Origin of the sequence: Kitasatospora sp. DSM 101779, assembly GCF_025655475.1 — a bacterium.
Taxonomy (GTDB): Bacteria; Actinomycetota; Actinomycetes; order Streptomycetales; family Streptomycetaceae; genus Kitasatospora.
Window position 1 is genome coordinate 2,607,430 of sequence record NZ_JAHTIK010000001.1, and the last position, 22,895, is coordinate 2,630,324.

At 74.2% G+C, this 22,895-nt stretch carries 18 protein-coding genes; 6 read left to right on the forward strand and 12 right to left on the reverse strand.

Annotated elements, in window-relative coordinates:
* Positions 1-41: 41 nt before the first annotated feature.
* Positions 42-665: a phosphatase PAP2 family protein gene (locus KSNIM_RS12105; RefSeq protein ID WP_263103250.1), complete on the reverse strand. Its 624-nt coding sequence runs from the start codon at positions 663-665 to the stop codon at positions 42-44.
* A 356-nt stretch (positions 666-1,021) separates the two neighbouring features.
* Here KSNIM_RS12105 and KSNIM_RS12110 point away from each other — a divergent pair, with 356 nt between their 5' ends.
* The gene (locus tag KSNIM_RS12110) at positions 1,022-2,353 is read left to right on the forward strand and encodes a helix-turn-helix domain-containing protein (protein ID WP_263103251.1); all 1,332 of its coding nucleotides are present in this window, start codon (positions 1,022-1,024) and stop codon (positions 2,351-2,353) included.
* Positions 2,354-2,420: 67 nt separating this feature from the next.
* Here the strand turns inward: KSNIM_RS12110 and KSNIM_RS12115 are convergent, their stop codons facing one another.
* On the reverse strand, positions 2,421-2,918 hold the full coding sequence (locus KSNIM_RS12115; protein ID WP_263103252.1) for an SsgA family sporulation/cell division regulator: 498 nt from the start codon (positions 2,916-2,918) through the stop codon (positions 2,421-2,423).
* Between the two features lie 291 nt (positions 2,919-3,209).
* Here KSNIM_RS12115 and KSNIM_RS12120 point away from each other — a divergent pair, with 291 nt between their 5' ends.
* Positions 3,210-4,181, forward strand: coding sequence for a hypothetical protein (locus KSNIM_RS12120; RefSeq protein WP_263103253.1), 972 nt, complete (start codon positions 3,210-3,212; stop codon positions 4,179-4,181).
* A gap of 57 nt (positions 4,182-4,238) precedes the next feature.
* Here the strand turns inward: KSNIM_RS12120 and pepN are convergent, their stop codons facing one another.
* Entirely contained in the window at positions 4,239-6,725 is a 2,487-nt protein-coding gene (pepN, locus tag KSNIM_RS12125; RefSeq protein WP_263103254.1) for an aminopeptidase N, read from the reverse strand.
* Positions 6,726-6,890: 165 nt separating this feature from the next.
* On the opposite strand from pepN, the gene KSNIM_RS12130 reads away from it, so the two are divergent.
* Positions 6,891-8,117, forward strand: a complete 1,227-nt coding sequence (locus KSNIM_RS12130; protein WP_263107918.1) for a TerD family protein — start codon at positions 6,891-6,893, stop codon at positions 8,115-8,117.
* Between the two features lie 98 nt (positions 8,118-8,215).
* On the opposite strand, the gene KSNIM_RS12135 is transcribed toward KSNIM_RS12130, so the two are convergent.
* Together KSNIM_RS12135 and pruA are read right to left on the reverse strand one after the other, a co-directional pair.
* Entirely contained in the window at positions 8,216-9,145 is a 930-nt protein-coding gene (locus KSNIM_RS12135; protein WP_263103255.1) for a proline dehydrogenase family protein, read from the reverse strand.
* A 141-nt stretch (positions 9,146-9,286) separates the two neighbouring features.
* The gene (gene pruA, locus KSNIM_RS12140) at positions 9,287-10,915 is read right to left on the reverse strand and encodes an L-glutamate gamma-semialdehyde dehydrogenase (RefSeq protein ID WP_263103256.1); all 1,629 of its coding nucleotides are present in this window, start codon (positions 10,913-10,915) and stop codon (positions 9,287-9,289) included.
* Between the two features lie 468 nt (positions 10,916-11,383).
* On the opposite strand from pruA, the gene KSNIM_RS12145 reads away from it, so the two are divergent.
* A complete protein-coding gene (locus KSNIM_RS12145; RefSeq protein WP_263103257.1) occupies positions 11,384-12,736 on the forward strand; it encodes a PucR family transcriptional regulator in 1,353 nt (450 codons plus the stop codon).
* A 60-nt stretch (positions 12,737-12,796) separates the two neighbouring features.
* On the opposite strand, the gene KSNIM_RS12150 is transcribed toward KSNIM_RS12145, so the two are convergent.
* Together KSNIM_RS12150 and KSNIM_RS12155 are read right to left on the reverse strand one after the other, a co-directional pair.
* The gene (locus KSNIM_RS12150; protein ID WP_263103258.1) at positions 12,797-14,251 is read right to left on the reverse strand and encodes a PhoX family protein; all 1,455 of its coding nucleotides are present in this window, start codon (positions 14,249-14,251) and stop codon (positions 12,797-12,799) included.
* A 200-nt stretch (positions 14,252-14,451) separates the two neighbouring features.
* Positions 14,452-15,690, reverse strand: a complete 1,239-nt coding sequence (locus KSNIM_RS12155; RefSeq protein ID WP_263103259.1) for a hypothetical protein — start codon at positions 15,688-15,690, stop codon at positions 14,452-14,454.
* A 186-nt stretch (positions 15,691-15,876) separates the two neighbouring features.
* Here KSNIM_RS12155 and KSNIM_RS12160 point away from each other — a divergent pair, with 186 nt between their 5' ends.
* On the forward strand, positions 15,877-16,320 hold the full coding sequence (locus tag KSNIM_RS12160) for a VOC family protein (RefSeq protein WP_263103260.1): 444 nt from the start codon (positions 15,877-15,879) through the stop codon (positions 16,318-16,320).
* A gap of 157 nt (positions 16,321-16,477) precedes the next feature.
* On the opposite strand, the gene KSNIM_RS12165 is transcribed toward KSNIM_RS12160, so the two are convergent.
* Positions 16,478-18,148 (reverse strand): hypothetical protein, encoded by a 1,671-nt coding sequence (locus KSNIM_RS12165; protein WP_263103261.1) that lies wholly within the window; start codon positions 18,146-18,148, stop codon positions 16,478-16,480.
* A 363-nt stretch (positions 18,149-18,511) separates the two neighbouring features.
* Between KSNIM_RS12165 and KSNIM_RS12170 the strand changes: the two genes are divergently transcribed.
* Positions 18,512-19,849 carry an MFS transporter gene (locus KSNIM_RS12170; RefSeq protein ID WP_263103262.1) on the forward strand — a complete coding sequence of 446 codons (1,338 nt, stop codon included), beginning with the start codon at positions 18,512-18,514 and terminating at the stop codon, positions 19,847-19,849.
* Here KSNIM_RS12170 and KSNIM_RS12175 read toward each other — a convergent pair.
* The 4 genes from KSNIM_RS12175 to KSNIM_RS12190 all read right to left on the reverse strand — a co-directional run bounded on the left by KSNIM_RS12175 (position 19,744) and on the right by KSNIM_RS12190 (position 22,889).
* Positions 19,744-20,601, reverse strand: a complete 858-nt coding sequence (locus KSNIM_RS12175; protein WP_411543693.1) for a DUF4389 domain-containing protein — start codon at positions 20,599-20,601, stop codon at positions 19,744-19,746. The two genes, KSNIM_RS12170 and KSNIM_RS12175, sit on opposite strands and share 106 nt — an antisense overlap.
* Before the next feature lie 174 nt (positions 20,602-20,775).
* Positions 20,776-21,162, reverse strand: a complete 387-nt coding sequence (locus KSNIM_RS12180) for a metal-sulfur cluster assembly factor (protein ID WP_263103263.1) — start codon at positions 21,160-21,162, stop codon at positions 20,776-20,778.
* 17 nt (positions 21,163-21,179) lie between these two features.
* Positions 21,180-21,632: a Fe-S cluster assembly sulfur transfer protein SufU gene (gene sufU / locus KSNIM_RS12185; protein ID WP_263103264.1), complete on the reverse strand. Its 453-nt coding sequence runs from the start codon at positions 21,630-21,632 to the stop codon at positions 21,180-21,182.
* A 9-nt stretch (positions 21,633-21,641) separates the two neighbouring features.
* On the reverse strand, positions 21,642-22,889 hold the full coding sequence (locus KSNIM_RS12190; RefSeq protein ID WP_263107920.1) for a cysteine desulfurase: 1,248 nt from the start codon (positions 22,887-22,889) through the stop codon (positions 21,642-21,644).
* Positions 22,890-22,895 lie beyond the last annotated feature (6 nt).

Here is a 22,895-nt window from a genome sequence, read left to right on the forward strand (position 1 = left end):
CCGCGGGCAGCCCGACGGGCCCGGTCACCGTGGGACCGCCCTCAGGCCGGTGCGCCGTCGCCCAGCACCGGGCCCAGCCGCCCCGCCCGGGCCCGTTCCACCAGCGGTGCGGCCCGCCCCGCCGCCACGCTGAGCAGCGCCCCCGCGAGCAGCCCGATCACGGCGCCCGCCAGCACGTCGTGCGGGTAGTGCACGCCCACCCAGACCCGGGAGGCGCCCATCAGCACGGCGGCGGCCAGCGCGACTGCGCCGAGCCTCCGGTTCGCCGTCCACAGGGCCGCCGCGGCGGCGAAGGCGATCACCGTGTGATTGCTGGGGAAGGACCAGTCCCCGGCGGCCGGGCAGCCCTCCAGGGTGGCCCGGACGGCGAGCTGCCGGCACGGCCGGACCTCCTCGACGGCCGACTTGAACACGGTGTCCGCGGCGTACGCGGCGACCACCACCACCGGTGCCGCCAGTGCCCGGGCCATCACCGCCGGTGCGGCGCCCCGCGCCTGCCACCAGCCGCAGAGCATGAGCAGGGCGAACGCCCCGAGGCCGAGCGCCGACCAGTCGGCGATCAGCCCGTCCAGCCAGGCCGGGGCGGAGCCGGCCCATCCGACGACCCGGGTGTAGAGACCGCCGTCGATCCCGCTGCCGTCGTAGGCGAGCAGTGCAGGTGTCATCGGCGGACCTCCGGTGCGCGTTGCAGCGGCATCCGCCGGGGACGCCGCAATCGTCTACATGAACGTAGACGGTCGACACGACTGTAGACGATCACCGGAGAACCCGCCGCCGCACCCACCGGCCCGCCGGCCCGCACACCTGCGCGCCAACCCGCCCCGTTCCCTGACGCAACGTCACCACCCGTGCACGCGGCGGACATCCACGCCACAGCCCGGCCCCGCAACCACGCGAACCGGCCATCATGGCCGATCCAGGACGGGAAATATGAGAATTCCGGCTCCCTCGCCATGTCCAGATCGAGCAGCCTTACCCTGTCTGCGGACCGGGGAGAGTCGACGAGGGGCGGGTGATGGGTATGCGCAGCACACACCGGCCTGCCCCGAAACACCGTGCACCGCTCTCCGCCGCCGCCCTCACCACCACCTACGACCTCGTCCTCGGCAGCGGCCCGCACGACGCCGACTTCGCCGGCCCCGCCCCCAGACCCGAGATCACCGACTCCTGGGAGCGCCTGCGCCGGCTCGGCCTCGACCCGGACGCCGGCCGCAACGTCCGCCGGATCGGCGTCGCCGACGTCCAGCACCGCCGCCGCACGTCCCAGCTCGACACCGTCCTGCCGATGCTCCGCACCACCCTGCTGGCCTCCGACGACGCGCCCGTCCTGCTCGCCGTCACCGACCCCGAGGGCCACCTGCTCTGGCTCGACGGCGCCCGCCACCTGCGCCGGAACGCCGACGACATCGGCTTCGAGACGGGCGCCCGCTGGACGGAGGACGAGGTCGGCACCAACGGCATCGGCATGGCACTGCGCACCGAGCGGCCGATCGCGGTGCACTCCGCCGAGCACTACCTGCGCAGCCACCACGCCTGGACCTGCGTCGCCGCGCCCGTCCACGACCCGCGCACCGGCCGGCTGCTCGGCATCCTCGACCTCAGCGGGCCCGCCCACCAGGTGCAGCCCCACCTGATACGGCTCACCGCCACCGCCGCCCGGCTCGCCGAGGCCGAACTGCGGGCCGCCCAACTGGAGTCGCTGCACCGCCTGCGCACCCTCGCCACCGGGCTGCTCGCCCGGGTCAGCGGGCCGGCCCTGGTCGTCGACGGCGCCGGCTGGACGGCCGCCGCGGTCGGCGTCCCGCCGGTGCAACGGCTGCGGCTGCCCGCCGAGGGCTGGGGCAGCCGGCCGGTGGAGTGGCTGCCGACGCTCGGCGAGTGCGCGGTGGAGCCGCTCGGCGGCGGCTGGCTGGTCCGCCCGCTCGGCACCTCACCCGCCGAAGTCGCCGAGCAGAGCATCGGCACCCGCGTCCGGCTCGACCTGCGGCAGCCGGGACGGCCCGAACTGCACGTCTCCGGCGGCGCCGGCAGCTGGTCGCACGTCCTCAGCCCGCGGCACGCCGAGGTGCTGCTGCTGCTCGCGGTGCACCGCACCGGGCTGAGCGCCGCCCAGCTCGCCGAGGGACTGTTCGGGGACCGGGCGCGCACCGTCACCGTACGGGCCGAACTCTCCCGGCTGCGGCGCTACCTGGGCGCCCTGCTGGACCACCGCCCGTACCGGCTGACCGCCACCGCCGCCGTCTCGGTCGACGGCCCGGCGGAACCGCTGGACCTGCTCGCCACCTCCTCCGCCCCGGCCGTCCGCGACCTCCGCGCCGCCCTCCACGCCGGCACCGCCCGCCTGCCCGCATAGGGCGAACACCGCGCAGGGCGAACCACCGCGCAGGGGGACGGGCAGGCAGGGGGACGGGCGCGCCCGGTCAGCCCGTGGCGAGCAGGGCGGCGAGTTCGGCGTCGGTCGGGCCCGCGCCCAGCTCCTCGTCGGCGGAGATCAGCGCGTAGGTGCGGTCCAGCCATGCCCGCACCCGCGGCAGCGGAGCCTCCAGCATGGCGCTGCCGTGCGGTGAGTCCAGCGCGATGTGCAGGGTGGAGCCGTGGCAGGGGCAGTAGGCGGGCCACAGCTTGATGTCGCCCTGTCCGCTGATGACGTCCGTCCCGTCGCGCAGCAGCTCGCGCGAGAACACCCAGTCCGCCTCGTCGGGACGCCCCAGGTGGAAGGTGAGCAGCACCTCGCAGGGCCGCCCGGTGTCGTACCGGAACCTGGTACGCACCTCTCCCACCTGGTCGTCGTCCAGGGCGATCCGCAGGGTCATCACCTCGTCCAGCACCGCTCGCGTGGTGCTGGTTCGGCCCGGGTCGTCGCCCGTGGGGGTGGCGGCGATCGGGTCGGAGGGTACGGACAGCGGGTCGCGCGGCATGACGGTCTCTCCGAGGCGGCTGGGGTTCGCTCAAGCCTGCGGCACGCGGGCGCGCGCGGCAACGGTTGCAAGAGGTTGCAGCGATCGGGAGGCCGTACGATTGGACGGTGCGTCAGTTATCCGCCACAGTACGTCATTACGGTTAACACATCCGTTGCGTTCCGGGTCTGGCGGAGACCGCGGTCACCGCTGCTACATTCGTGCCCTTGTCACTGCGGCCCCCTCGCCCTTGCGGGCGGGGCCCGTGGCGAGCCCGGGAGCAACGGCATCGGGTGGGGAGGAGGGGAGCCGGTGGCGCTCCGCGAGGACACCGGGCCGGTCCGCACGGCCGTCCGGTACGGACGGCACAGCCGGCCCAAGCCGATCGGGGGCAGGTTCCGGCTGCCCACCATCCGCTTCTCCGGCGCGGCGGTGGCGATGTCCACCGTCGTCGGCATCAGCATCGCGACGACCTGGCTGCTGAACGAGCAGCAGGGCGTCGGGCGCCGCCCCGGCATGTCCAACGTCGGTGCCAGCCCGCCGCTGCCCAGCCCGGACGGCCACGGCACCACCAGCGCCGCCGCGGTGGCGGAGACCGTGCACACCGCGCCCACCGCGCCGACCCGCAGCACGCACACCGGCAGCGCGCCCGCGGCCGCCTCCGGGCGCCCCTCGGCGGCGCCGTCCGGCAGCGGCGCGCCGTCCGCGGGGGCGCCGAGCGGATCGCCCTCGCCGTCAGGCTCCGCGACCACCGGCGCGACCACGGGCACCTCGCCGTCCCCGCAGCCGACCACCCCGCGGCCGCTCGCCCCGGAGCCCGCCCGGCCCGGCCCGGCGACGCCGACCGGCCGTCCGACCCCGGACACACCGACCGGGATCGAGCCGCTCTCCGGCCGGACGAACGTCGAGCTGATCGGCCCGGCCGGCACCCGGCACACCCTGCTGCTGGAGGTGCGCGAGCCGATGACCGCACTCCAGGTGGAGCTGCGCCTGCTGCGCCCCGTCGTGCTGCCCGGCACGGCTCCGTGGACGAGCCTGCCCGGAGCGGTCACCACCGTCTCCCAGGAGCACGGCACCCTGATCCACCGGTACACCCTGCCGGGCGGGCTGGACATCGAGCCCGGCACGTACGCCTTTGAGGTGCTCGGCACCCGGCTGCCCGGCAGCGGCACGCCCGCGGGCAGCGCCCAGGAGACCTGGAGCGCCTCGGCGTTCGTCCCCTACGGCCGCGATCCGCACGCGGTCGCCGTCCGCGGCGTCTTCGAGTGGCCGCGCGGCTCCTGAGTCCGGCGTCCCGTCGGTGCTTCCCCGCCCCGCGGGGCGGGGAAGCACCGACGCGGGTCAGACCCGGTGGGCGAGTGCCCGCCGCAGGTCGTCCAGTTCGTCGGCGAGCACCCGGCGCACGGTGGGTGTGAGGTCGGTGCGGGCCAGGCACGCCTCGGCCGCCCGGACGGTGCCCGGCAGCGCCAGGCCCGCCGGGAAGAGCGAGTGGCCGAGCGCCTTCACGACCGCGCCGCCGCGTTCGCCGACCGCCGGCATCTGCTCGAAGTACCGCCGCATGTAGGCCTGCTGGAGGTCCGGGCGGCCGGAGCGCCAGAAGCCGTCCGCGGTGGCGACGAGCAGGTGGTTGGAGAGTCCGTCCGGGGTGAACATCGCCTGCCAGGCGCGTTCCTTGGCGGCCGCGTCGGGCAGTGCGGCGCGGGCCCGGGCGGCGCCCTGCTCTCCGGTGTCGCTGGGGTCGGCGGCGAGTTCCGCGGCGATCCGCTCCTCGTCGACCTCGCCCGCGGCGGCCAGCTGCACCAGCGCCGACCAGCGCAGCTCGGCGTCGAAGGGGACCCCGCCGGGCAGGTCACGGCCGTCCAGCCAGCCGGCGAGCTCGGCGACCCGCTCCGGGCCGCGGGCGGTGGCGACGGCGGCGCGCAGCGCGGCGATCCGCAGGCTCTCCCCGGCGTCCGGCCGGGCGAGCACCGCGCGGGCGGCGTCGCCGACCAGGGCCAGCGCGGCGGGCCGGTCGGCGGGGTCGAGGTAGCGGGCGACGACGTGCTCGACGGCGAACTTCAGCACCGCCTCGACGATGGTCACCGCCGTCTCGGCGGGCAGGTGGTCGGCGACCAGCCGCAGGTATCCGGCGGCCGGCAGTTCGGCGGAGCGCGCCAGGTCCCGGGCGTGCTCCCAGAGCACTGCGCGGGCGAGCTCGTCCTGGATCCGGGAGAGCGACGTGCCGACGGTCGCGGCGGAGTGCTCGTCGAGGCGGATCAGCGCCCAGGTGAGGTCGCCGTCGTTGGGCAGCAGCAGGGCCGGGCGGGCCGCGCCGGCCAGCTCCGGCAGCGGGGTGCGGCCGCCGGGGGCGACCTCCGCGTCGATCCGCTCGCGGAGCACCACCGCGTCGTCCGCCCGGTCGTAGACGCCGACCCGCACCCGGTGCGGGCGGGTGCCGTCGTTGACCAGCGCGACCGAGGTGAGCGTGTCGCCCTCGGCCTCGACCTCCAGGCGCAGCGTGTCGACGCCGCTGGTGCGCAGCCAGGCCTCGGCCCAGGCGGGCACGTCCCGGCCGCCGGCGGCGCTCAGCGCGGCGAGGAAGTCGGCGAGGTCGGCGTTGCCCCAGCGGTGTTCGGCGAAGTACGCGTTGAGGCCGGCGAAGAAGGCCTTGTCGCCGAGCCAGTGCACCAGCTGGCGCAGCGCCGAGGCGCCCTTGGCGTAGGAGATGCCGTCGAAGTTGACCAGCGCCTCGGCGACCGAGCCCATCCCGATGGCGGCGACCGGGTGGGTGGAGCCGCGCCGGTCGGCGTCGTAGCCCCAGCCCTTGCGCTTCACCGCGAAGGAGGTCCAGGCGCCGGTGAAGCGGGTGGAGTCGGCGGCCGTCCGGTAGCCGAGCATCTCGGCGAAGGACTCGTTCAGCCACAGGTCGTCCCACCAGGCCATGGTGACCAGGTCGCCGAACCACATGTGCGCCATCTCGTGGCAGACCACCATGGCCCGCATCTCGCGCTGCGCCTCGGTCGGCGCGGAGCGGAAGAGCATCTCGTCGCGGAAGACCACGCAGCCGGGGTTCTCCATCGCCCCCCAGTTGAACTCGGGGACGAAGGCCTGGTCGTACTTCCCGAAGGGGTAGCGCTCGTCGAAGAGGCCGTGCAGCCGGTCGAAGGAGGCCCGGGTGACCTCGAACAGCTCCTCGGCCTCGCGGTCCAGCTCGGCGGCGAGCGAGCGGCGGGCGTACAGGCCGAGCGGGATGCCGTCGTGCTCGGTGCGGACGGCGTGCAGCGGACCGCCGACGACGGTCACCAGGTAGGTGGAGATCGGGCCGGTCGGGGCGATCTCCCAGCGGCCGTCGGGCAGCCGGGCGGAGGTGCCGTTGCCGATCACCGTCCAGTCGTCGGGTGCGGTGACGGTGACGGTGAACGGCGCCTTCAGGTCCGGCTGGTCGAAGCAGGCGAACATCTGCGGCGCGAGGTCGGGGCCGAGGCTGGCGAAGACGTACACGGCGCCGTCGGCGGGGTCGGCGAAGCGGTGCAGGCCCTCGCAGGTGCGCGAGTAGGCCATGTCGGCCTCGACGAGCAGTTCGTTCTCGGCGGCCAGTCCGGGCAGCGCGAGGCGGTTGCCGTCCAGGGCTGCCGTGTCGAGCGGCCGCCCGTTCAGCTCGGCGCGGAGCAGCGCGGCGGGGTGGACGTCGACGAACGAGTCGCGGCCGGGCTCCGTGCAGCCGAACCGGATCACGGCGGTGCTGCGGAAGAGGTCCTCGCCTCGGGTGAGGTCGAGGTCGACGGAGTACGACCGCACGTCGAGAAGCTGGGCACGGACGGCGGCCTCGGAACGTTGCAGAGCTGGCATTCCAGCATGCTTTCCCAGCCGGGCGGGTGCGACAAGCCCTGTTCTCTCACAGCGGGAAGCGCCTGACAGCGGGTCACCCGGCGTCCGGCCGCCGGGGTGCCCTAGGGTGGCCGGGGAGAGGCCCGGACGCCGCGAGGAGCGAGGAGGAGCACCGTGACCACGGTCCTGACCCAGGGCGGGAACGCCCCACTCAACGCCGGCCGGGTGACGGTCGAGGTGACGGCGCCGAAGGCCCTGGACGTCTCCGGCCTGCTGCTGACCGAGGCCGGCAAGGTCCGTTCGGACGACGACTTCGTCTTCTTCAACGCCCCGCACGGCCCCGGGGTCACCCATCGCCCGGGCGGCGGCGGCACGCCCGACGCGATCACCGTGGACACCGCGGCGGTGCCGGACGGCATCGACAAGATCGTGGTGACGGCGAGCCTCGACGAGGCGGGCGCGACCTTCGCCGGCACCGAGCCGACCGCCACCGTGCGGGACGCCGGCAGCGGCGAGGTGCTGGTGACCTTCACCCCGCCCAGACTGAGCAGCGAGACGGCCCTGGTGGTCGTCGAGGTCTACCGCCGCGGCGGTGTCTGGAAGGTCCGCGCGGTCGGCCAGGGCTACGCGAACGGCCTGGCCGGGATCGCCACCGACTTCGGCGTCAACGTGGAGGACCCCGGTCCGGCGGCCGCCGCGGCGCCGCCGCCGATGCCCGCGGCCCCGCCCCTGCAGGCCCCGCCGGTACAGGACATGCAGAAGCCCGCCGCCCCGCCGCAGCCCGCGGCGCCCCCGGCGGCCCCCGCAGCCGCAGCGCCCGCCGTGCCCGCAATGAACAAGGTGACCCTGGACAAGGGCCGGGTCAGCCTCACCAAGGGCGGCTCGGTCTCGCTGGAGAAGGGCGGCAAGCCGTTCCTCTCCGCCGTCCGGATGGGCCTCGGCTGGGAGCCGGCCGGGCGTGGCCGCAACGTCGACCTGGACGCCTCCTGCATCGCCTTCGACGCGCAGCGCAAGAAGCTCGAGACGGCCTGGTTCATGAAGCTGTCGATCTTCAACGGCGCGATCGCGCACTCCGGCGACAACCTCACCGGAGCCGGCGCCGGCGACGACGAGTCCATCACCGTCCACCTGGACGGGCTGCCGCCCGAGGTGTGCGGCCTGGTCTTCGTGGTCAACTCCTTCTCCGGCCAGAAGTTCACCGACGTCAAGAACGCCTACTGCCGTCTGCTCGACGCCGGCAGCGGCCAGGAGCTGGTCCGCTTCGACCTCACCCATGCCGAGTCGCGCACCGGCGTCGCCATGTGCAAACTCGTCCGCCAGTTCTCCGGCGAATGGGTGATGACCGCCCTCGGCGAGTACGTCGACGCCAAGACCGCCCGCGGCATGGTCGACCCCGCCGCCCGCATGCTCTAGCAGCCCCGCAGCACGGCATGACGAAGGGGACGGGCGCCCACACGCCCGTCCCCTCCTCGGACCGGTCGGTCCTACATCCCCCGCGGCAGACGGTGCGATCAGCCGCGGGTGGCCATGGCGCGCAGGAAGAAGGTCAGGTTCGCCGGGCGCTCGGCGAGGCGGCGCATGAAGTAGCCGTACCACTCCTGGCCGTAGGGCAGGTAGACGCGCATGGTGTTGCCCTCCTCCGCGAGGCGCAGCTGCTCCTCGGGGCGGATGCCGTACAGCATCTGGTACTCGAAGCTGTCGGTGTCGCGCTTGTTCCACTCGGCGAGCTGGCCGGCGATGCGGACCATGCGCGGGTCGTGGCTGGCGATCATCGGGTAGCCCTCGCCGCCCATGAGCACCTTGAGCGCGCGGACGTAGGCGAGGTCGACCTGCTCCTTGCCCTGGAAGGCGACCGACTCGGGCTCCTTGTAGGCGCCCTTGCAGAGGCGGACGCGGGAGCCGGCGTGCGCGAGGTCGCGGCAGTCGGCCTCGGTGCGGCGCAGGTAGGCCTGGAGGACGACGCCGAGCCACGGGAAGTCGGCGCGCAGCTCGCGGGCGATCTCCAGGGTGGAGTCGGTGGTGGTGTGGTCCTCCATGTCGAGGGTCACCGTGGTGCCGGCCGCGGCGGCGGCCTCGCAGATCCGCCGGGCGTTCTCCAGCGCGATCTTCTCGCCGTCCGCGGGGAGGAACTGGCCGACCGCGGAGAGCTTGACCGAGACCTCGGCGTTCGCCGCGAGGCCGGTCTCCTTCAGGGCCGCCAGCAGGTGCTCGTACGCCTCCGCGGTGCCCGCCGCCTGGGCGGCGTCGGCGGTGTCCTCACCGAGGTGGTCCAGGGTCACCCTGCGGCCGCTGGCCACGAGTTCGGCGGTGGCGTCGATGCCCTGCTGCAGGGTCTCGCCGGCGACGAAGCGCTTGACGATGGCCTGGGTCGGCGGGAACTTCTCGACGACGGTGCGCACCTGCGGGGAGCGGGACGCTGCGAGGAGGGCGGAACGGAGCATCGGTGACTCCTGGGCTTTCTTCCGGAGTGGTGGAGAGGGCGGCGCGGCGGCCCTCAGGGGGTGTCGCGCGCAGCGCGTCCCGCGAGGGTGGCGGTGGGCGACGGGTGGGAGGGGGCCGCCGCACCGGGGTGCAACGGGGTGTCAGCCCATGTGCGGGTAGCGGTAGTCCGTCGGCGGGACGAACGTCTCCTTGATGGAGCGGGTGGACGTCCAGCGCATCAGGTTCTGCTTGGCGCCGGCCTTGTCGTTGGTGCCGGAGGCGCGGCCGCCGCCGAAGGGCTGCTGGCCGACGACGGCACCGGTCGGCTTGTCGTTGATGTAGAAGTTGCCGGCGGCCTGGCGCAGCACGTGCATGGCGTGCTGCACGGCCTCGCGGTCCTGGGCGATGATCGAGCCGGTCAGCGCGTACGCGGCGACCGACTCCATCTGCGCCAGCATCTCGTCGTACTTCTCGTCCTGGTAGACGTGCACGGCGAGGATCGGGCCGAAGTACTCGTCGCGGAAGTACTCGCTCGCCGGGTCCTCGCAGACCAGGACGGTCGGGCGGACGAAGTAGCCGACCGAGTCGTCGTAGGTGCCGCCGGCCAGGACCTCGACCTTCGGGTCGGCCTTGGCGCGGTCGATCGCGGCCTTGTTCTTGGCGAAGGAGCGGTCGTCGATGACGGCGCCCATGAAGTTGGACAGGTCGCAGACGTCGCCCATGGTGAGCCACTCGACCTCGTCGCGGAACTCGTCCTTCAGCTCGGCCCAGAGCGAGGCCGGGACGTAGGCGCGGGAGAGCGCCGAGCACTTCTGGCCCTGGAACTCGAAGGCGCCGCGGGTCATCGCGGTCTTCAGCACGGCCTTGTCGGCGGACGGGTGGGCGACCAGGAAGTCCTTGCCGCCGGTCTCGCCGACGATCCGCGGGTAGGTGCGGTAGCCGGCGATGTTGGTGCCGACCTCGCGCCACAGGTGCTGGAAGGTGGCGGTGGAGCCGGTGAAGTGGATGCCGGCGAGCGCGGGGTGCTTGAGGGCGACCTCGGAGACGGCCAGGCCATCGCCGGTGACCATGTTGATGACGCCCTTGGGCAGGCCGGCGGCCTCCAGCAGCTGCATCAGGTAGTGCGCGGCGAACTGCTGCGTCGGGGAAGGCTTCCAGATCACCACGTTGCCCATCAGCGCGGGCGCGGTCGGCAGGTTGCCGGCGATCGCGGTGAAGTTGAACGGGGTGATCGCGTAGACGAAGCCCTCCAGCGGGCGGTGGTCGCTGCGGTTCCACACGCCGTCCGAGGAGATCGGCTGCTCGGAGATGATCTGCCGGGCGAAGTGCACGTTGAAGCGCAGGAAGTCGACCAGCTCGCAGGGGGTGTCGATCTCGGCCTGCTGCGCGGTCTTGGACTGGCCGAGCATGGTGGCGGCGGCCAGGGTCTCGCGCCAGGGGCCGGCCAGCAGGTCGGCGGCCTTGAGGAAGATCGCGGCGCGGGAGTCGAAGGAGAGCGCCTGCCACGCCGGGGCGGCGGCGAGGGCGGCCTCGACCGCGTCCTGCGCGTCGTCCCGGGTCGCGTTGCGCAGGGTGCCGAGGCGGGCGGCGTGGTTGTGCGGCTGGACGACGTGGATCTCGTCGCCGCCGCCCATCCGGTGCTCGCCACCGATGGTCATGGTGAGCTGGAGCGGCTCCTGGCCACCCAGCTCCTTCAGCTTCGCCTCCAGGCGGGCCCGTTCCGGGCTGCCGGGGGCGTAGCTGTGGACCGGCTCGTTCACCGGCGCGGGGACCTGGGTCACAGCATCCATGGCGCGCACGCTCTCCTTCTCGTCATGGGTCGGCCGGCGGGGGTCGCACGTCGGCCATGCGGCAACGCTATGCCGCGGCCGGGGTCCGCTTGATTGGCCGGGCCGCCAAAGTGCGGCCGATACCCTTGTACGTGTGAACAGACCCGCCGACCGGCCGAAGGCCGCCGCCCGATGAGCGCCGCCCGCTCCGTGCCCGGGGCCGCCCGGTGACCGCCGTTCCGGGCCTGCCGCTGCGGCAGCTGCTGATGTCGCTGGGCGAGCCGCTGGTCGAGCTGCAGGCCGCCCCGGCCGGCCTGGACGTGCCGGTGCGCGACGTCGCGATCCTCGACCCGGAGGAGCCGCCCGCGGCCGGCCCCGGCGAGCTGGTGCTGGCGATCGGCGTCCGCGGCCGGGCCGCCCTGCCGGTGCTCCGCGCGGCGGGCCGGGGCGGGGCCGCGGCGGGTCGCCGTCAAACTGGATGCGGGCGGCGTGCCGGACGCGCTGCGGGAGGCCGCGGCGGAGGCGGGGGTGGCGCTGCTGTCCGTCCGCCCGGAGACCCGCTGGGAGCACCTCGACGGGCTGGCGCGGATGCTGATCGCCGGCCCCGACACCCCGGAGGCCGCCGAGCCGAACGCCGGCGACCTGTTCTCGCTCGCGCAGACGGTCGCGGTGCTCACCCACGGCGTGGTCTCCATCGAGGACACCTCCAGCCGGGTGCTCGCCTACTCGCGCTCCTCCGACTCGGACGAGCTGGACGACCTGCGCCGGCTGTCCATCCTCGGGTGGCAGGGCCCGGAGCCGTACCTGTCCAAGCTGCGCGAGTGGGGCGTCTTCCAGCACCTGCGCGGCTCGGACGCGGTGATCGAGATCGACGCCCACCCGGACCTCGGCATCCGCCGGCGCCTCGCGATCGGCATCCGGGCCGGTGCCCAGCCGCTGGGCACCATCTGGGTCCAGGAGGGCGCGCAGCCGCTGGCCGAGCAGTCCGAACAGGCGCTGGTCGGCGCCGCACGGGTGGCGGCCGGGCAGCTGGTGCGGCGGCGGCGCGAGCTCTCCGCGGACGTCCGGCTGACCCGCACCCTGCTCACCGGCCTGCTGGAGGGCTCGACCGGACCGCAGTCGCTGGCCACCCACCTCGGCCTCGGCCTGCGCCGCCCGGCGACCGTCCTGGCCTACGCCGCCGACTCCCCCACCGAGGGCGCCGACCCCGAGCTCACCCGCGCCGAGGTGATCGGCCTGATCTCGGTGCACGCCGCGGCCCGGCACCGCGGGGCACTGCTCGCCCCGATCGAGTCCCGGGTCTACGTGCTGCTGCCCGAGCTGCCGCCCGCGCTGCCCGCGGCCACCCTGCGCGGCTGGGCGCAGGAGGTGGTCGACGCGGCGCAGGAGCACCTCGGGGTGCGGCTGCGGGCGGCGATCGGCACCACCGTGGACGGCCTGGCGAAGGTGACCGAGTCCCGGGCGCAGGCCGACCGCATCCTGGACGCGATGGTCCGCGGCGGGGTCGCCCGCCAGGTCGCGGCGCTCTCCGACGTCCAGGCGGAGGTGCTGGTCAGCGAGGTGCTGGCGCTGCTGCAGGAACACACCGGGCTGCGCGACCCGCGGCTGACCGAGCTCGCCGAGTACGACCGGAAGCACGGCACCCGGCTCGCCGAGTCGGTGCTGGCCTGGCTGGACGCGCTCGGCGAGGTCCGGGTCGCCGCGGACGCCCTGCACATCCACCCCAACACCCTGCGCTACCGGGTCCGCCGGGCCGAGCAGATCACCGGCCTCGACCTCGCCCAGCCGCAGCAGCGGCTGCTGGCGATGCTGCAACTGCGGCTGCCCGCCGAGGACGCCTGACGGGGCGTCGACGACGGGCAGCGCGCGGAGGGTTGCGGCCGGCCCGCGGGCCGGGTCCGGTCAGTGGCGGCGCAGGCGGTGCCACGGGCCGGTGATCGCGAGCATGATGCCCGGCTCCTGGATGTTGGCGAACAGCGTCTCGCCGTCGGCCGAGAAGGTGACACCGGTGAACTCACTGAACTCCGGCTTCTCCGCGGTGCCGAGGTTGAGCTCGTTGCGGGCGATCGGGAAGGTCCGGCCCTCGTCCGTGGTGCCGAACAGGTGCTGCTGGCCCTCGCCGTCCTCGGCGATCACCAGGCCGCCGTGCGGGGAGACGGTGATGTTGTCCGGGCCGTCGAAGTTGCCGTTGTCCGCCCACACGTCCTTGTTGACGCCGAGCAGCACCTTCAGGGTGACGGTGCGGCGGGCCGGGTTGTAGAACCACACCTGGCCGTCGTGCTGGACGGGGCTCTCCTCGCGGGCGTAGCTCGCCACGAAATAGGTGCCGCCGTCACCCCACCACATGCCCTCCAGCTTGCGGGAGCGGGTGATCTCGCCGTCCTTGAACTGCTTGCGGACGGAGACCGTCTTCGCGTCGCGGTCCGGCACCTTCACCCAGTCCACGCCGTACGTGGTGCCGATCGCCGTCGCGCGGGACAGGTCGTCGACCGGCTTGCCGTGCGAGTCGAAGCACTTGAAGGCCTCCAGCACGCCGGCGTCGTCGGCCAGCGTGCGCAGCTTGCCCCGGCCGTGGTGGAAGCCGGCCGGCGGGGTCCAGCGGTAGAGCAGGCCGTTCGGGCCGGACGCGTCCTCGGTCAGGTAGACGTGGCCGCGCTTCGGGTCGACCACCGCCGCCTCGTGCGGGTAGCGGCCGAAGGCCTTGACCGGCTTCGGGTCGCGGTTGGCGTCCTGGTCGTACGGGTCCACCTCGAAGATGTAGCCGTGGTCCTTGGTCATGCCGTTCTGGCCGGCCCTGTCCTCGGTCTCCTCACCGGACAGCCAGGTGCCCCACGGGGTGGCACCGCCCGCGCAGTTGGTGGAGGTGCCGGCGATGCCGACCCACTCACGGACCTGCTTGCCGTGCCTGGCGACCTCGACGACGGTGCAGCCGCCGGCCGCGGTCGGGTCGTAGACGTGGCCCTCCAGCAGCGGCACGGGGTGCGGCCAGTTGGCACGCCTGCCCTTCAGCTCGTGGTTGTTGACCAGCAGGGTTGCGCCGTGCCGGCCGGGGAAGGCCGCGGTGCCGTCGTGGTTGCTGGGCGTCGACTCGCCGGTGACCAGCGTGGTCCTGCCGGTGTGGGTGATGATCCGGTACCTGAAGCCCTTGGGCAGGGCCAGGATGCCGTCCGGGTCGGAGACGAGCGGGCCGTAGCCGAGCGCGGTGTGCGCGCCCTTCCCGGCCGCCGGGGCGTCGCCGCCGAGCGGGGCCGCGATCGCGCCTGGGGCGGTGGCCAGCACCTCGGCACTGCCGGCGATGAGGACACCGGCCCCGAGCACGGTCGAGCGGTTCACGAAGTCCCGGCGGGACAGCGACATGTCGGTCACTCCTGAGGGTGGGCGTACGGGAAGGACGCGCAGCAGACTCTTCGCGGCGGGTGAACCCGGTGTGAACCGGGGGCTGCGGCGCAGTGGTGTTTTGCCGTCCTCATGCGAACCCATGACCTGCTCTTCACCTTCGCCGCCGTCGGCACCGGCCGCCACAACCGCCCTTCGAGCCGCCCGTACGCGCCGCCGGCTCAGCCGCGGCGCAGGCCCCGCCAGTCCTCCCAGGCCGCCAGCCACGCCTCCTCGGCGCCGTCCGGACCGCCCGGCGCGCCGCCCGCCCACAGCCGCGCCCAGGCCAGCTGCGCCGACAGGCTCGGCACCTCACTGGCGAAGACGGTGTACCGGACGGACTCCGCGACCGCCGCCTCGCCCTCCGCAGTCCCCACCAGCCAGTCCGTCCGCTGCGCCAGCCGGGTCAGCTGGTTGACCAGCGCGGACACCGCCTCCACCGCCTCCTGGCGGGACTCCGAGGCCAGCCGCATCTGCTGCCGCACCGCCGACTCCCAGCACTCCGCCCCGGCCTCGCCGCGCAACCGCCGCGGGATCCGGCCGGCGCGCCGCGAACAGAGCTGCGCCTCCACCGCGATGGCCTCCTGGATGCCGTGGTCGACCACCGCCCGGTGGGCGTCCAGCCCGGTGGCCGGCGGCAGCTCCCGCTCCTCCACCGGGACGGCGCGCCGCCATTGACGCTCCGTCATCTTCCGGGCCTGCGCGGTGCGGCCGCGGACGAACGGCTCGACGTCGAGGACCCTGAGCAGCTCGACCCCGTCCGGCGGCAGGCCCCGCGCGGTGACGGTCACGGCGACACCGTCCAGCTGCAGCCGGCCGGCCCAGACCGGTGCGCCCCCGGCGGCCGGGGCGGTGCCGTCGGGCCCGACCGGCCGGCGGTCCTCGTGGATCTCCACCGGGCAGGGCTCGCCGTCGAGGGAGATCCAGCCGCGCAGTGCCCGGGTCAGCCCGGGGCCGTCGCCCTCGTCGATGCCCACCTGGTCGTAGACGCGGTCGCGCTCGTCCTCGACGACGTCCTCCAGCTCCGGCAGCGGCAGCACCCGGTCGGGCTCGGCGGGATCGGCGGCGCGCTGGGTGCGGACGGTGACGTGCGGGCCCCGCGGGTCCGTCCAGTCGCCGGAGCGCAGCTCGACCCAGCGGAGCCGGCCGTCGAGCACCTCGTACCCGGCCAGGCAGGCGCGGTCGGCGGGGCCGTCGGTGCCGGGACCGACGGCGGCGTAGAACGGGAAGTCCGCGCCAAACAGCACCCTGCGGTCGCGCTCCTCGTGCTCCTCGTGCTCCTCGTGCTCCTCGTGCTCCTCGTGCTCCTCGTGCTCCCGGGGCTCCCGGGGCTCGCTGCCGTCCCGATGCCCGGGTCCGCGCGGGGGGCCGGCCGGGGTGTCCTCGGGGTCGTGGGGCCCACCCACCTGCTGTCTGGTCATGCTCGCCGCACCCCCGGTCCTCGCCGCGCCGTCCGCGGCGGCCGCCGGGCGCCGACCCCCCGACCACCGCACCGCGTCCGCCCCACGATACGGGTCGGCGCACCTGGCAGGCCATCAGGCCGCACGACCCGCCGACCGCCCGGGAACACCCGCCGGATGTCGGCGGTGCTGCCTACCCTGAGCGGCATGACTTCGACCACCGACTTCCCGGCCCGGATCAGCATCGTCACCCTCGGGGTCACCGACCTGGGCCGGTCCACGGCCTTCTACGAGGCGCTGGGCTGGCGCCGCTCGGCCGCGTCCAGCCCGGAGATCGTCTGGTTCCGCACCGCCGACTCGGTCCTCGGCCTGTTCCCCACCGACGAGCTGGCCGCCGACGCCGGGGTCCCGGCGGCCGGTGAGCCGTCCTTCCGCGGGGTGACCCTCGCCGTGAACCTGGAGTCCACCGCCAAGGTGGACGCCGCACTGGCCACCGCCGTCGCCGCCGGCGCCACGGTGGTCAAGCCCCCGACCGCCACCTCCTGGGGCGGCTACTCCGGCTACTTCGAGGACCCGGACGGCCACCTCTGGGAGCTGGCCCACAACCCCTTCTTCCCCTTCACCGAGGACGGCAGCCTCGACCTGCCGTAGGAGTCGTCCCAAAGGTGCTCAACGGTCGATTCAGGGGCGTGTGGGGCACCTACGGCTGCCCGATCGCCTTTGAGGACGACTCCCAGGGCCTGCCGGGCTCCGAGTGGCGGCGCCCCGCCGGCCGTCGACCGGTGGGGCGCCCGCGGCGGACGGGCCGTTACCCGTGGCCCTGCTGCGACTTGGCCTTGAAGGCGGCCTTGCGGGCCTCCTTGGCGACGGTGCGGTCGGTGTGGAGTTCGCCGACGGTGTCGAGCACCAGGGCGGTGTAGGGGTGCGGCACCCGCCAGAGTTCGCCGAAGTAGGAGGCGGGGTTGTCGGTCACCGGCAGGCCGGCGACCAGCTCGCGCAGCTGGCCGGCGTCTCCGCGGCCGACCAGCAGCACGGCCGCGAAGTGGTCGACGGTCCGCCAGAGGGCGACCGGCCGCTCGGCGGCGGCGACGTCGTGGCCGTGGGTGCGCAGCAGCTCGCGGGCGAGCCCACCGAGCTCCGGGTCGTCGACGACCTCGGTGAGGGCGGTGTCCCCGGCCTCGCCGAGCTCGTCGAGGGCGGCCGCGGTGTACATCCGCCGCACCGGGCTGTGCGCGTCCAGTCCGCGGGAGGCGGCGAGCAGTTCGCGGGCACCCTCCAGCGGCTCGCGCCGGGCGAGCCAGACCTGGACCTCCCGTTCGGGCAGCACGTTCGGGGACTCGGCGAGCCCCCGCAGCAGCGCGGCGGCGTCGCCCTGGGCGAGGTCGCCGATCAGCGGGGCGTCGTAGCCGTCGGCGAGCAGCCACTCGCGGACGCCGTACTGGCCGAGCGGGGTGAGCCGGACGAGGCCGAAGCGGGCGGCGTCCTCCTCGGTGGGTTCCCCTGCGGCCGCCTCGGCGCCCTCTCCCGCCTCCCCGTCCTCTTCCTCCTCCTCGAAGAGTTCCGGGTCGATCGGCCGGTGCTCGACCAGGCCCAGTTCGGCGAGGTCGGCGAGCATCGGGTCGAGTTCGACCATGAGGTCGGTGATCTGGCCGAGCATCTCCTCGTCGGGCTCCTCGCCCTCGGGGACGACCAGCAGTGCGGCGAGCACGCCCAGCGGCACGGTCTCCTCGCCGGGCTCGGCGAACGCGGTCAGCTCGTACAGCACCTGGAGCGCCTCGTCGAGGAGCTCCGCGGCGGCCTCGCTGGCCTCCTCGACCTCGGCGAGCGCGCTCTCGGCGGCCTCCTCGTCCTCGGTGTCCCCGCCGGCCCCCGTCCCCTGGCCCTCCCCCTCGTCCGTGCCCTCGATGTCGAGCAGGTCGGTGTCGACGGCGAGCTCCCGGACGATGCCGGCCGCGGTGAGCCACAGGTCGAGGACGGTGGCCGGGTCGCCGGCCTCGGCGTCCGCGACCTCCTCCATGGGGACGGCCACGTGCTCGCCGGCCTGGGTGGTGCCGAGCTCGACCAGGTCGAGGTCGCACGCCAGCGACCAGGCCCGCAGCACCTCGACCACGGCCTCCTCGGACACCTCGCCCTCCTCCGGGGCGAGCCCGATCAGCCGGGCGGCCGGGCCGCGGTCGTCCTCCACCAGGTCGCCGAACTCGTCGACGACCCGGTGCGGCGCGGCCCAGCGGGCCAGCTTGACCGCCTGGGCGATCAGCGGGACGGCCAGCGCGGCGGCGGCGAGCTCCGTCTCCGGGGGCAGCGCGATCGGCGGGACGAGCACCGCGGTGTCGTCGAGGTCCTCGTCGTCCTCGTCGCGGCCGCCGGCCCCGTACAGCTCGGCCAGGTCGTAGTCGGCGGGCAGCAGGCTCTCGGCGGGTGCCGCCTGCGGCCCGGCACCGGCCGAGTGGTCAGGGGTGTTGCGGCGTCGTCCGGCCATCGTTGGCGATCTCCCGTGGTGGCTGTGGTAGGCCCGGGCCGTCGCGTGTCGGCCCATCCACTCAGCGTATCGGGCGGCGCGGCCCGCTGCCGTGCCCGTGGAGCGCGCGCCGCCCGGGTGTGACGGAAAACCGCCGGTCGCCGGGGGTCCGGACGGCCCGGCGGCCCCGGTCGGGCGCGTAAACTGCTGCGGGCGCCGCGCACACCCCGCGCGGGCCCCTCGGGCAACGAAGCCCTCCTCCCTCCGTTCCCTCCCACGGGCCGGAGGGTCCGTACGCTCACCGCGCCGCCCGGGCTCGTTGTCGCGGCCGCCACCCCTGGCCACGTCGTCCCCGGTGGTGCCCGGCCACAGGAGACCCCTGCCATGGCGGACCTCTCCCCCGCCGGCCCCGGCCTGCGCTCCGCGCAGTTCCCCGGACGCCGACTGTCGGAGGCCCTGCTCCCCCCGGAACTCGCGCCGCGCGCGCAGCTCCGCCTCGCCGCGATCAGCCGCTGGAACGCGCTGCGCGGCATCCGCGTCGGCCTGGTGGCCGGCGCCCTGCTGCTGATGCTGGTCGGCGCCAACCTGGCCACGCCGATCTACCCGCTGCTGCAGCAGCAGCTCGGCCTGACGCCGCTGCACACCACCGTGCTGTTCACGGTGTACGTCTTCGCGCTCGTCCCGGTGCTCGCCGTGGTCGGCCACTGGTCGGACCACCTGGGCCGGCGGGCGCTGATCCTGCCGGCGGTGGGGCTGGCCGCGGTCGGCGACCTGATGTTCGCCAACGCGCACGGCTTCGGCCTGCTGGTGGCCGGCCGCGCCGTCCAGGGCGTGGCGGTCGGCCTGTCGACCGGGGCCGCCGGTGCGGCGCTCGGCGACCTGCTGCCGGACCGGCCGTCGCTGGCCGCGAAGCTGACCCTGGCCTGTTCGGCGGGCGGCGTGGCGCTCGGCCCGGTGGTCGGGGCGACCCTCGCCACCGGTGCGCACCCGCTGCTGACCCCGTTCCTGCTGCACGCGCTGGCGCTGCTGGCGCTGTGCGTGCCGCTGGCGGTGGTGCACCCGCGGATGCCCGGCCGGGAGCGCCCGCCTGCGACGCCGCCGCGCATCACCACCCCGGCCCACCTGCGTCCGCAGCGGCTGCGGCTGCCGCGCCGGGGCCGGCGGACCTTCCTGCTGGCGGCCGGCGCCGGCTTCGTCTCGTACGCGGTGTTCGGGGTGTACCTGTCGCTGGCGCCGGCCTTCGCCGCGCGGCTGCTGCACACGGACTCGCACCTGACCGGCGCGGTGGTCGCGGCACTGCTGCTGGGCTCCTCCGCGGCGGCGCAGCTGCTGGTGCCGCCGACCTCGGACCGGCCGGTGATCGCCGCGGGCCTCGGCGGGCTGGCGACCGGCCTCGTGCTGGTGGTGGCCGCCGGGTACACGGGCACGCCGGCACTGCTGTTCATCGGCAGCGTGCTGGGCGGGGCCTGCCAGGGCGTGGCGTTCCGCTCGCTGTTCACCGCCGCGGTCTCGGCGATGGACCCGGAGCGCCGGGGCAGTGAGCTGTCGGCGCTCTGGGTGATCGTCTACCTGGGCAGTTCGCTGCCGATCGTGGCGGTCGGCTGGCTGACCCAGCGCTACGGCCTGCTGCCCGCGGTGAGCGGCTTCGCTGCCGTGGCGGCGCTGGTCTGCCTCGGGCTGGCGGGCGCGGTGCTGCTGCCGCGGGGTGCCCGCAGGCCGTAGTAGTTGTTGTTGTCGTCCTCGACGAAGGCCCGGACGCTTCCGCTGACCAGGCCGAGCACCAGGAAGACCACCACGAGCGCCTTGGCGCCGCCCGAGAGGATCAGCGGGCGGGTAGCGGAACGGGCTGCCGCCACCGGCGGCAGCCCGTCGTCGCCGAAGAGCCGCTTGGGGTAGGCCGAGGTGAGCATCAGTACATAGGCGCTGAAGCGCATCGCGTAGCGGAGGGTCGCGGCGGTCGCGCCGAACAGCGGTTCGGGCATCCGGCCGAGGATCAGCGCGATCAGCCAGATGACGAAGGCGGCCGCGTACCAGCCGCTGAGCACCAGGCTCTGCACGATGGCCGCCGGGATCATCAGGATCAGGCGGAAGAAGACGGCGAGCCGGTTCAGTTCGCCGGGCCGCAGCTCCACCCGGACGGGGTAGTCCTCGGGGCGCCAGGCGAACGGCGGGTAGTCGTCGACCAGCAGCATGGCGGAGGCCCGCACCCGGGTGTCCCAGCCGACGAAGCCCGAGAGGTACTCCTCGATCGGCTCCGGCAGTCGGCCGAGGAAAAGGGCGCCGAACCAGCCGACGATGACGGCCGGGATCGCCAGCACCCCCAGCACCCACACCACGATGAACTGCGGGATCAGCAGCAGCCAGCGAAGCAGGATCGTCCAGCGCCGCTGCGGCCCGGCCTTCGGGATGTCCAGCTCGGGGAGGAATTCCAGCGGCATGCTGCCCTGGGGGACCTGCCAACTGCCCGTCGCCACGCTGTGCTCCTGCCCTCGACCGGTGCGGACGAGGGGATGACATTCCCGGTCGGGGCGGCCGGCGACACCTGCCCGGACCCGTACGGCGCAAAGGGACGCCCCGGCCGGGAACGCCGCCGCCCCCGGCCCGGCGAGCAGGACGGGGGCGGCGGGCTGCACCGCGCGGGACGCGGATCAGACGTTGAAGCCGAGGGCGCGGAGCTGGTCGCGGCCCTCGTCGGTGATCTTGTCGGGGCCCCACGGCGGCATCCAGACCCAGTTGATCCGCAGGTCCTTGACCAGGCCGTCGGTGGCGGTCTTCGCCTGGTCCTCGATGACGTCGGTCAGCGGGCAGGCCGCCGAGGTGAGCGTCATGTCGACGGTCGCCACGTCGTCCTCGTCGATGTGGATGCCGTAGATCAGGCCGAGGTTGACCACGTCGATGCCGAGCTCGGGGTCGACGACGTCCATCAGGGCCTCGTGGAGGTCCTCGACGGACACCGTGCCGGCGGTGGTGAAGGCGACGGGGGTGTCGGCCTGGGGCTCGGCGGCCTGCTCGGCCGGGGTCTCGCTGTCACTCATGGGAGAGTCCGTCCGTTTCAGTCGTTGATGGCGGGCTGCTCGCCCAGGGCCTTGGCGGTGGCGTCCTTCCAGGCCATCCAGCTGAGCAGGGCGCACTTGACCCGGGCCGGGTACTTGGAGACGCCGGCGAACGCGACGGCGTCCTCCAGCACCTCCTCGTCGCCCTCGGCCTGGCCCTTGCTCTGCATCAGCTGCAGGAAGGCCTCCTGGACGGCCTGCGCCTCGCCGACGCTCTTGCCGACCACCAGGTCGTTCAGCACCGAGGCGCTGGCCTGGCTGATCGAGCAGCCCTGCGACTCGTAGCTGACGTCCGCCACGGTCGCGCCGTCGAGCTTCACCCGCAGGGTGATCTCGTCGCCGCAGGTGGGGTTGACGTGGTGCACCTCGGCGTCGCCCTCCCGCAGCCCCTTGCCGTGGGGGTTGCGGTAGTGGTCCAGGATGATCTCCTGGTACATCGAGTCGAGCTTCATCCCGTCACCTCAGCCGAAGAAGTTGCGGACGTGGTGCAGACCGTCGATCAGCGCGTCGACCTCGCCCGGCGTCGAGTACAGGTAGAACGACGCCCTGGTGGTCGCCGGAATTCCGTACCGCAGGCAGACCGGCCGCGCGCAGTGGTGGCCGACGCGCACGGCGATGCCCTGCTCGTCGAGCACCTGGCCCACGTCGTGCGGGTGGATGTCGCCGAGCGTGAAGGAGATCGCGGCGCCGCGGTCCACGGCCGTGCGCGGGCCGATGATCCGCAGGTCCGGGACCTCCAGCAGGCGCTCGATCGCGTACTCGGTGATCGCGTGCTCGTGGGCGGCGATCTTGTCCATGCCGATCGCCGACAGGTAGTCGACGGCCGCGCCGAGGCCGACCGCCTGGGCGATCGGCGGGGTGCCGGCCTCGAACTTGTGCGGCGCCGGGGCGTAGGTGGACGAGCCCATGGTGACGGTCTCGATCATCTCGCCGCCGCCGAGGAACGGCGGGAGGTCCTCCAGCAGCTCCTGACGGCCCCACAGCACGCCGATGCCGGTCGGGGCGAGCATCTTGTGGCCGGTGAAGGCGACGAAGTCGGCCTCCAGCGCCTGCACGTCCAGCACCATGTGCGGGGCGGCCTGCGAGGCGTCGATCACGACCAGCGCACCGACCGACTGGGCCTTGCGGACGATGGCCTCGACCGGGTTGAGCGTGCCCAGCAGGTTGGAGACCAGGGTGAAGGAGACCACCTTGGTCTTCTCGGTGATCAGCTCGTCGATGTTCGACAGGTCGAGCCGGCCCTCGTCGGTCAGCCCGAACCACTTCAGCTTCGCGCCGGTGCGCTGCGAGAGCAGCTGCCACGGGACGATGTTGGAGTGGTGCTCCATCTCGGTGATCACGATCTCGGCGTCCGCGTCGACGCGGTAGGGCTCGTCGGCCCAGCCGAGCATGTTGGCGACCAGGTTGAGCGACTCCGAGGCGTTCTTGGTGAAGATCACCTCGTCCCGGCTCGGCGCGTTGACGAAGGCCGCGACCTTGTCGCGGGCGCCCTCGTACAGCGCCGTGGCCTCCTCCGCCAGCACGTGCACGCCGCGGTGCACGTTGGCGTTGTGCCGCTCGTAGTACGCGTTCAGCGCCTCCAGCACCTGGCGCGGCTTCTGCGAGGTGGCCGCGTTGTCCAGGTAGACCAGCGGCTTGTCGTCGTGCAGCAGGCGCTGCAGGACGGGGAAGTCCTTGCGGATCGCGTCGGTGTCGAGGAGCCCGGTCAGCGCCGA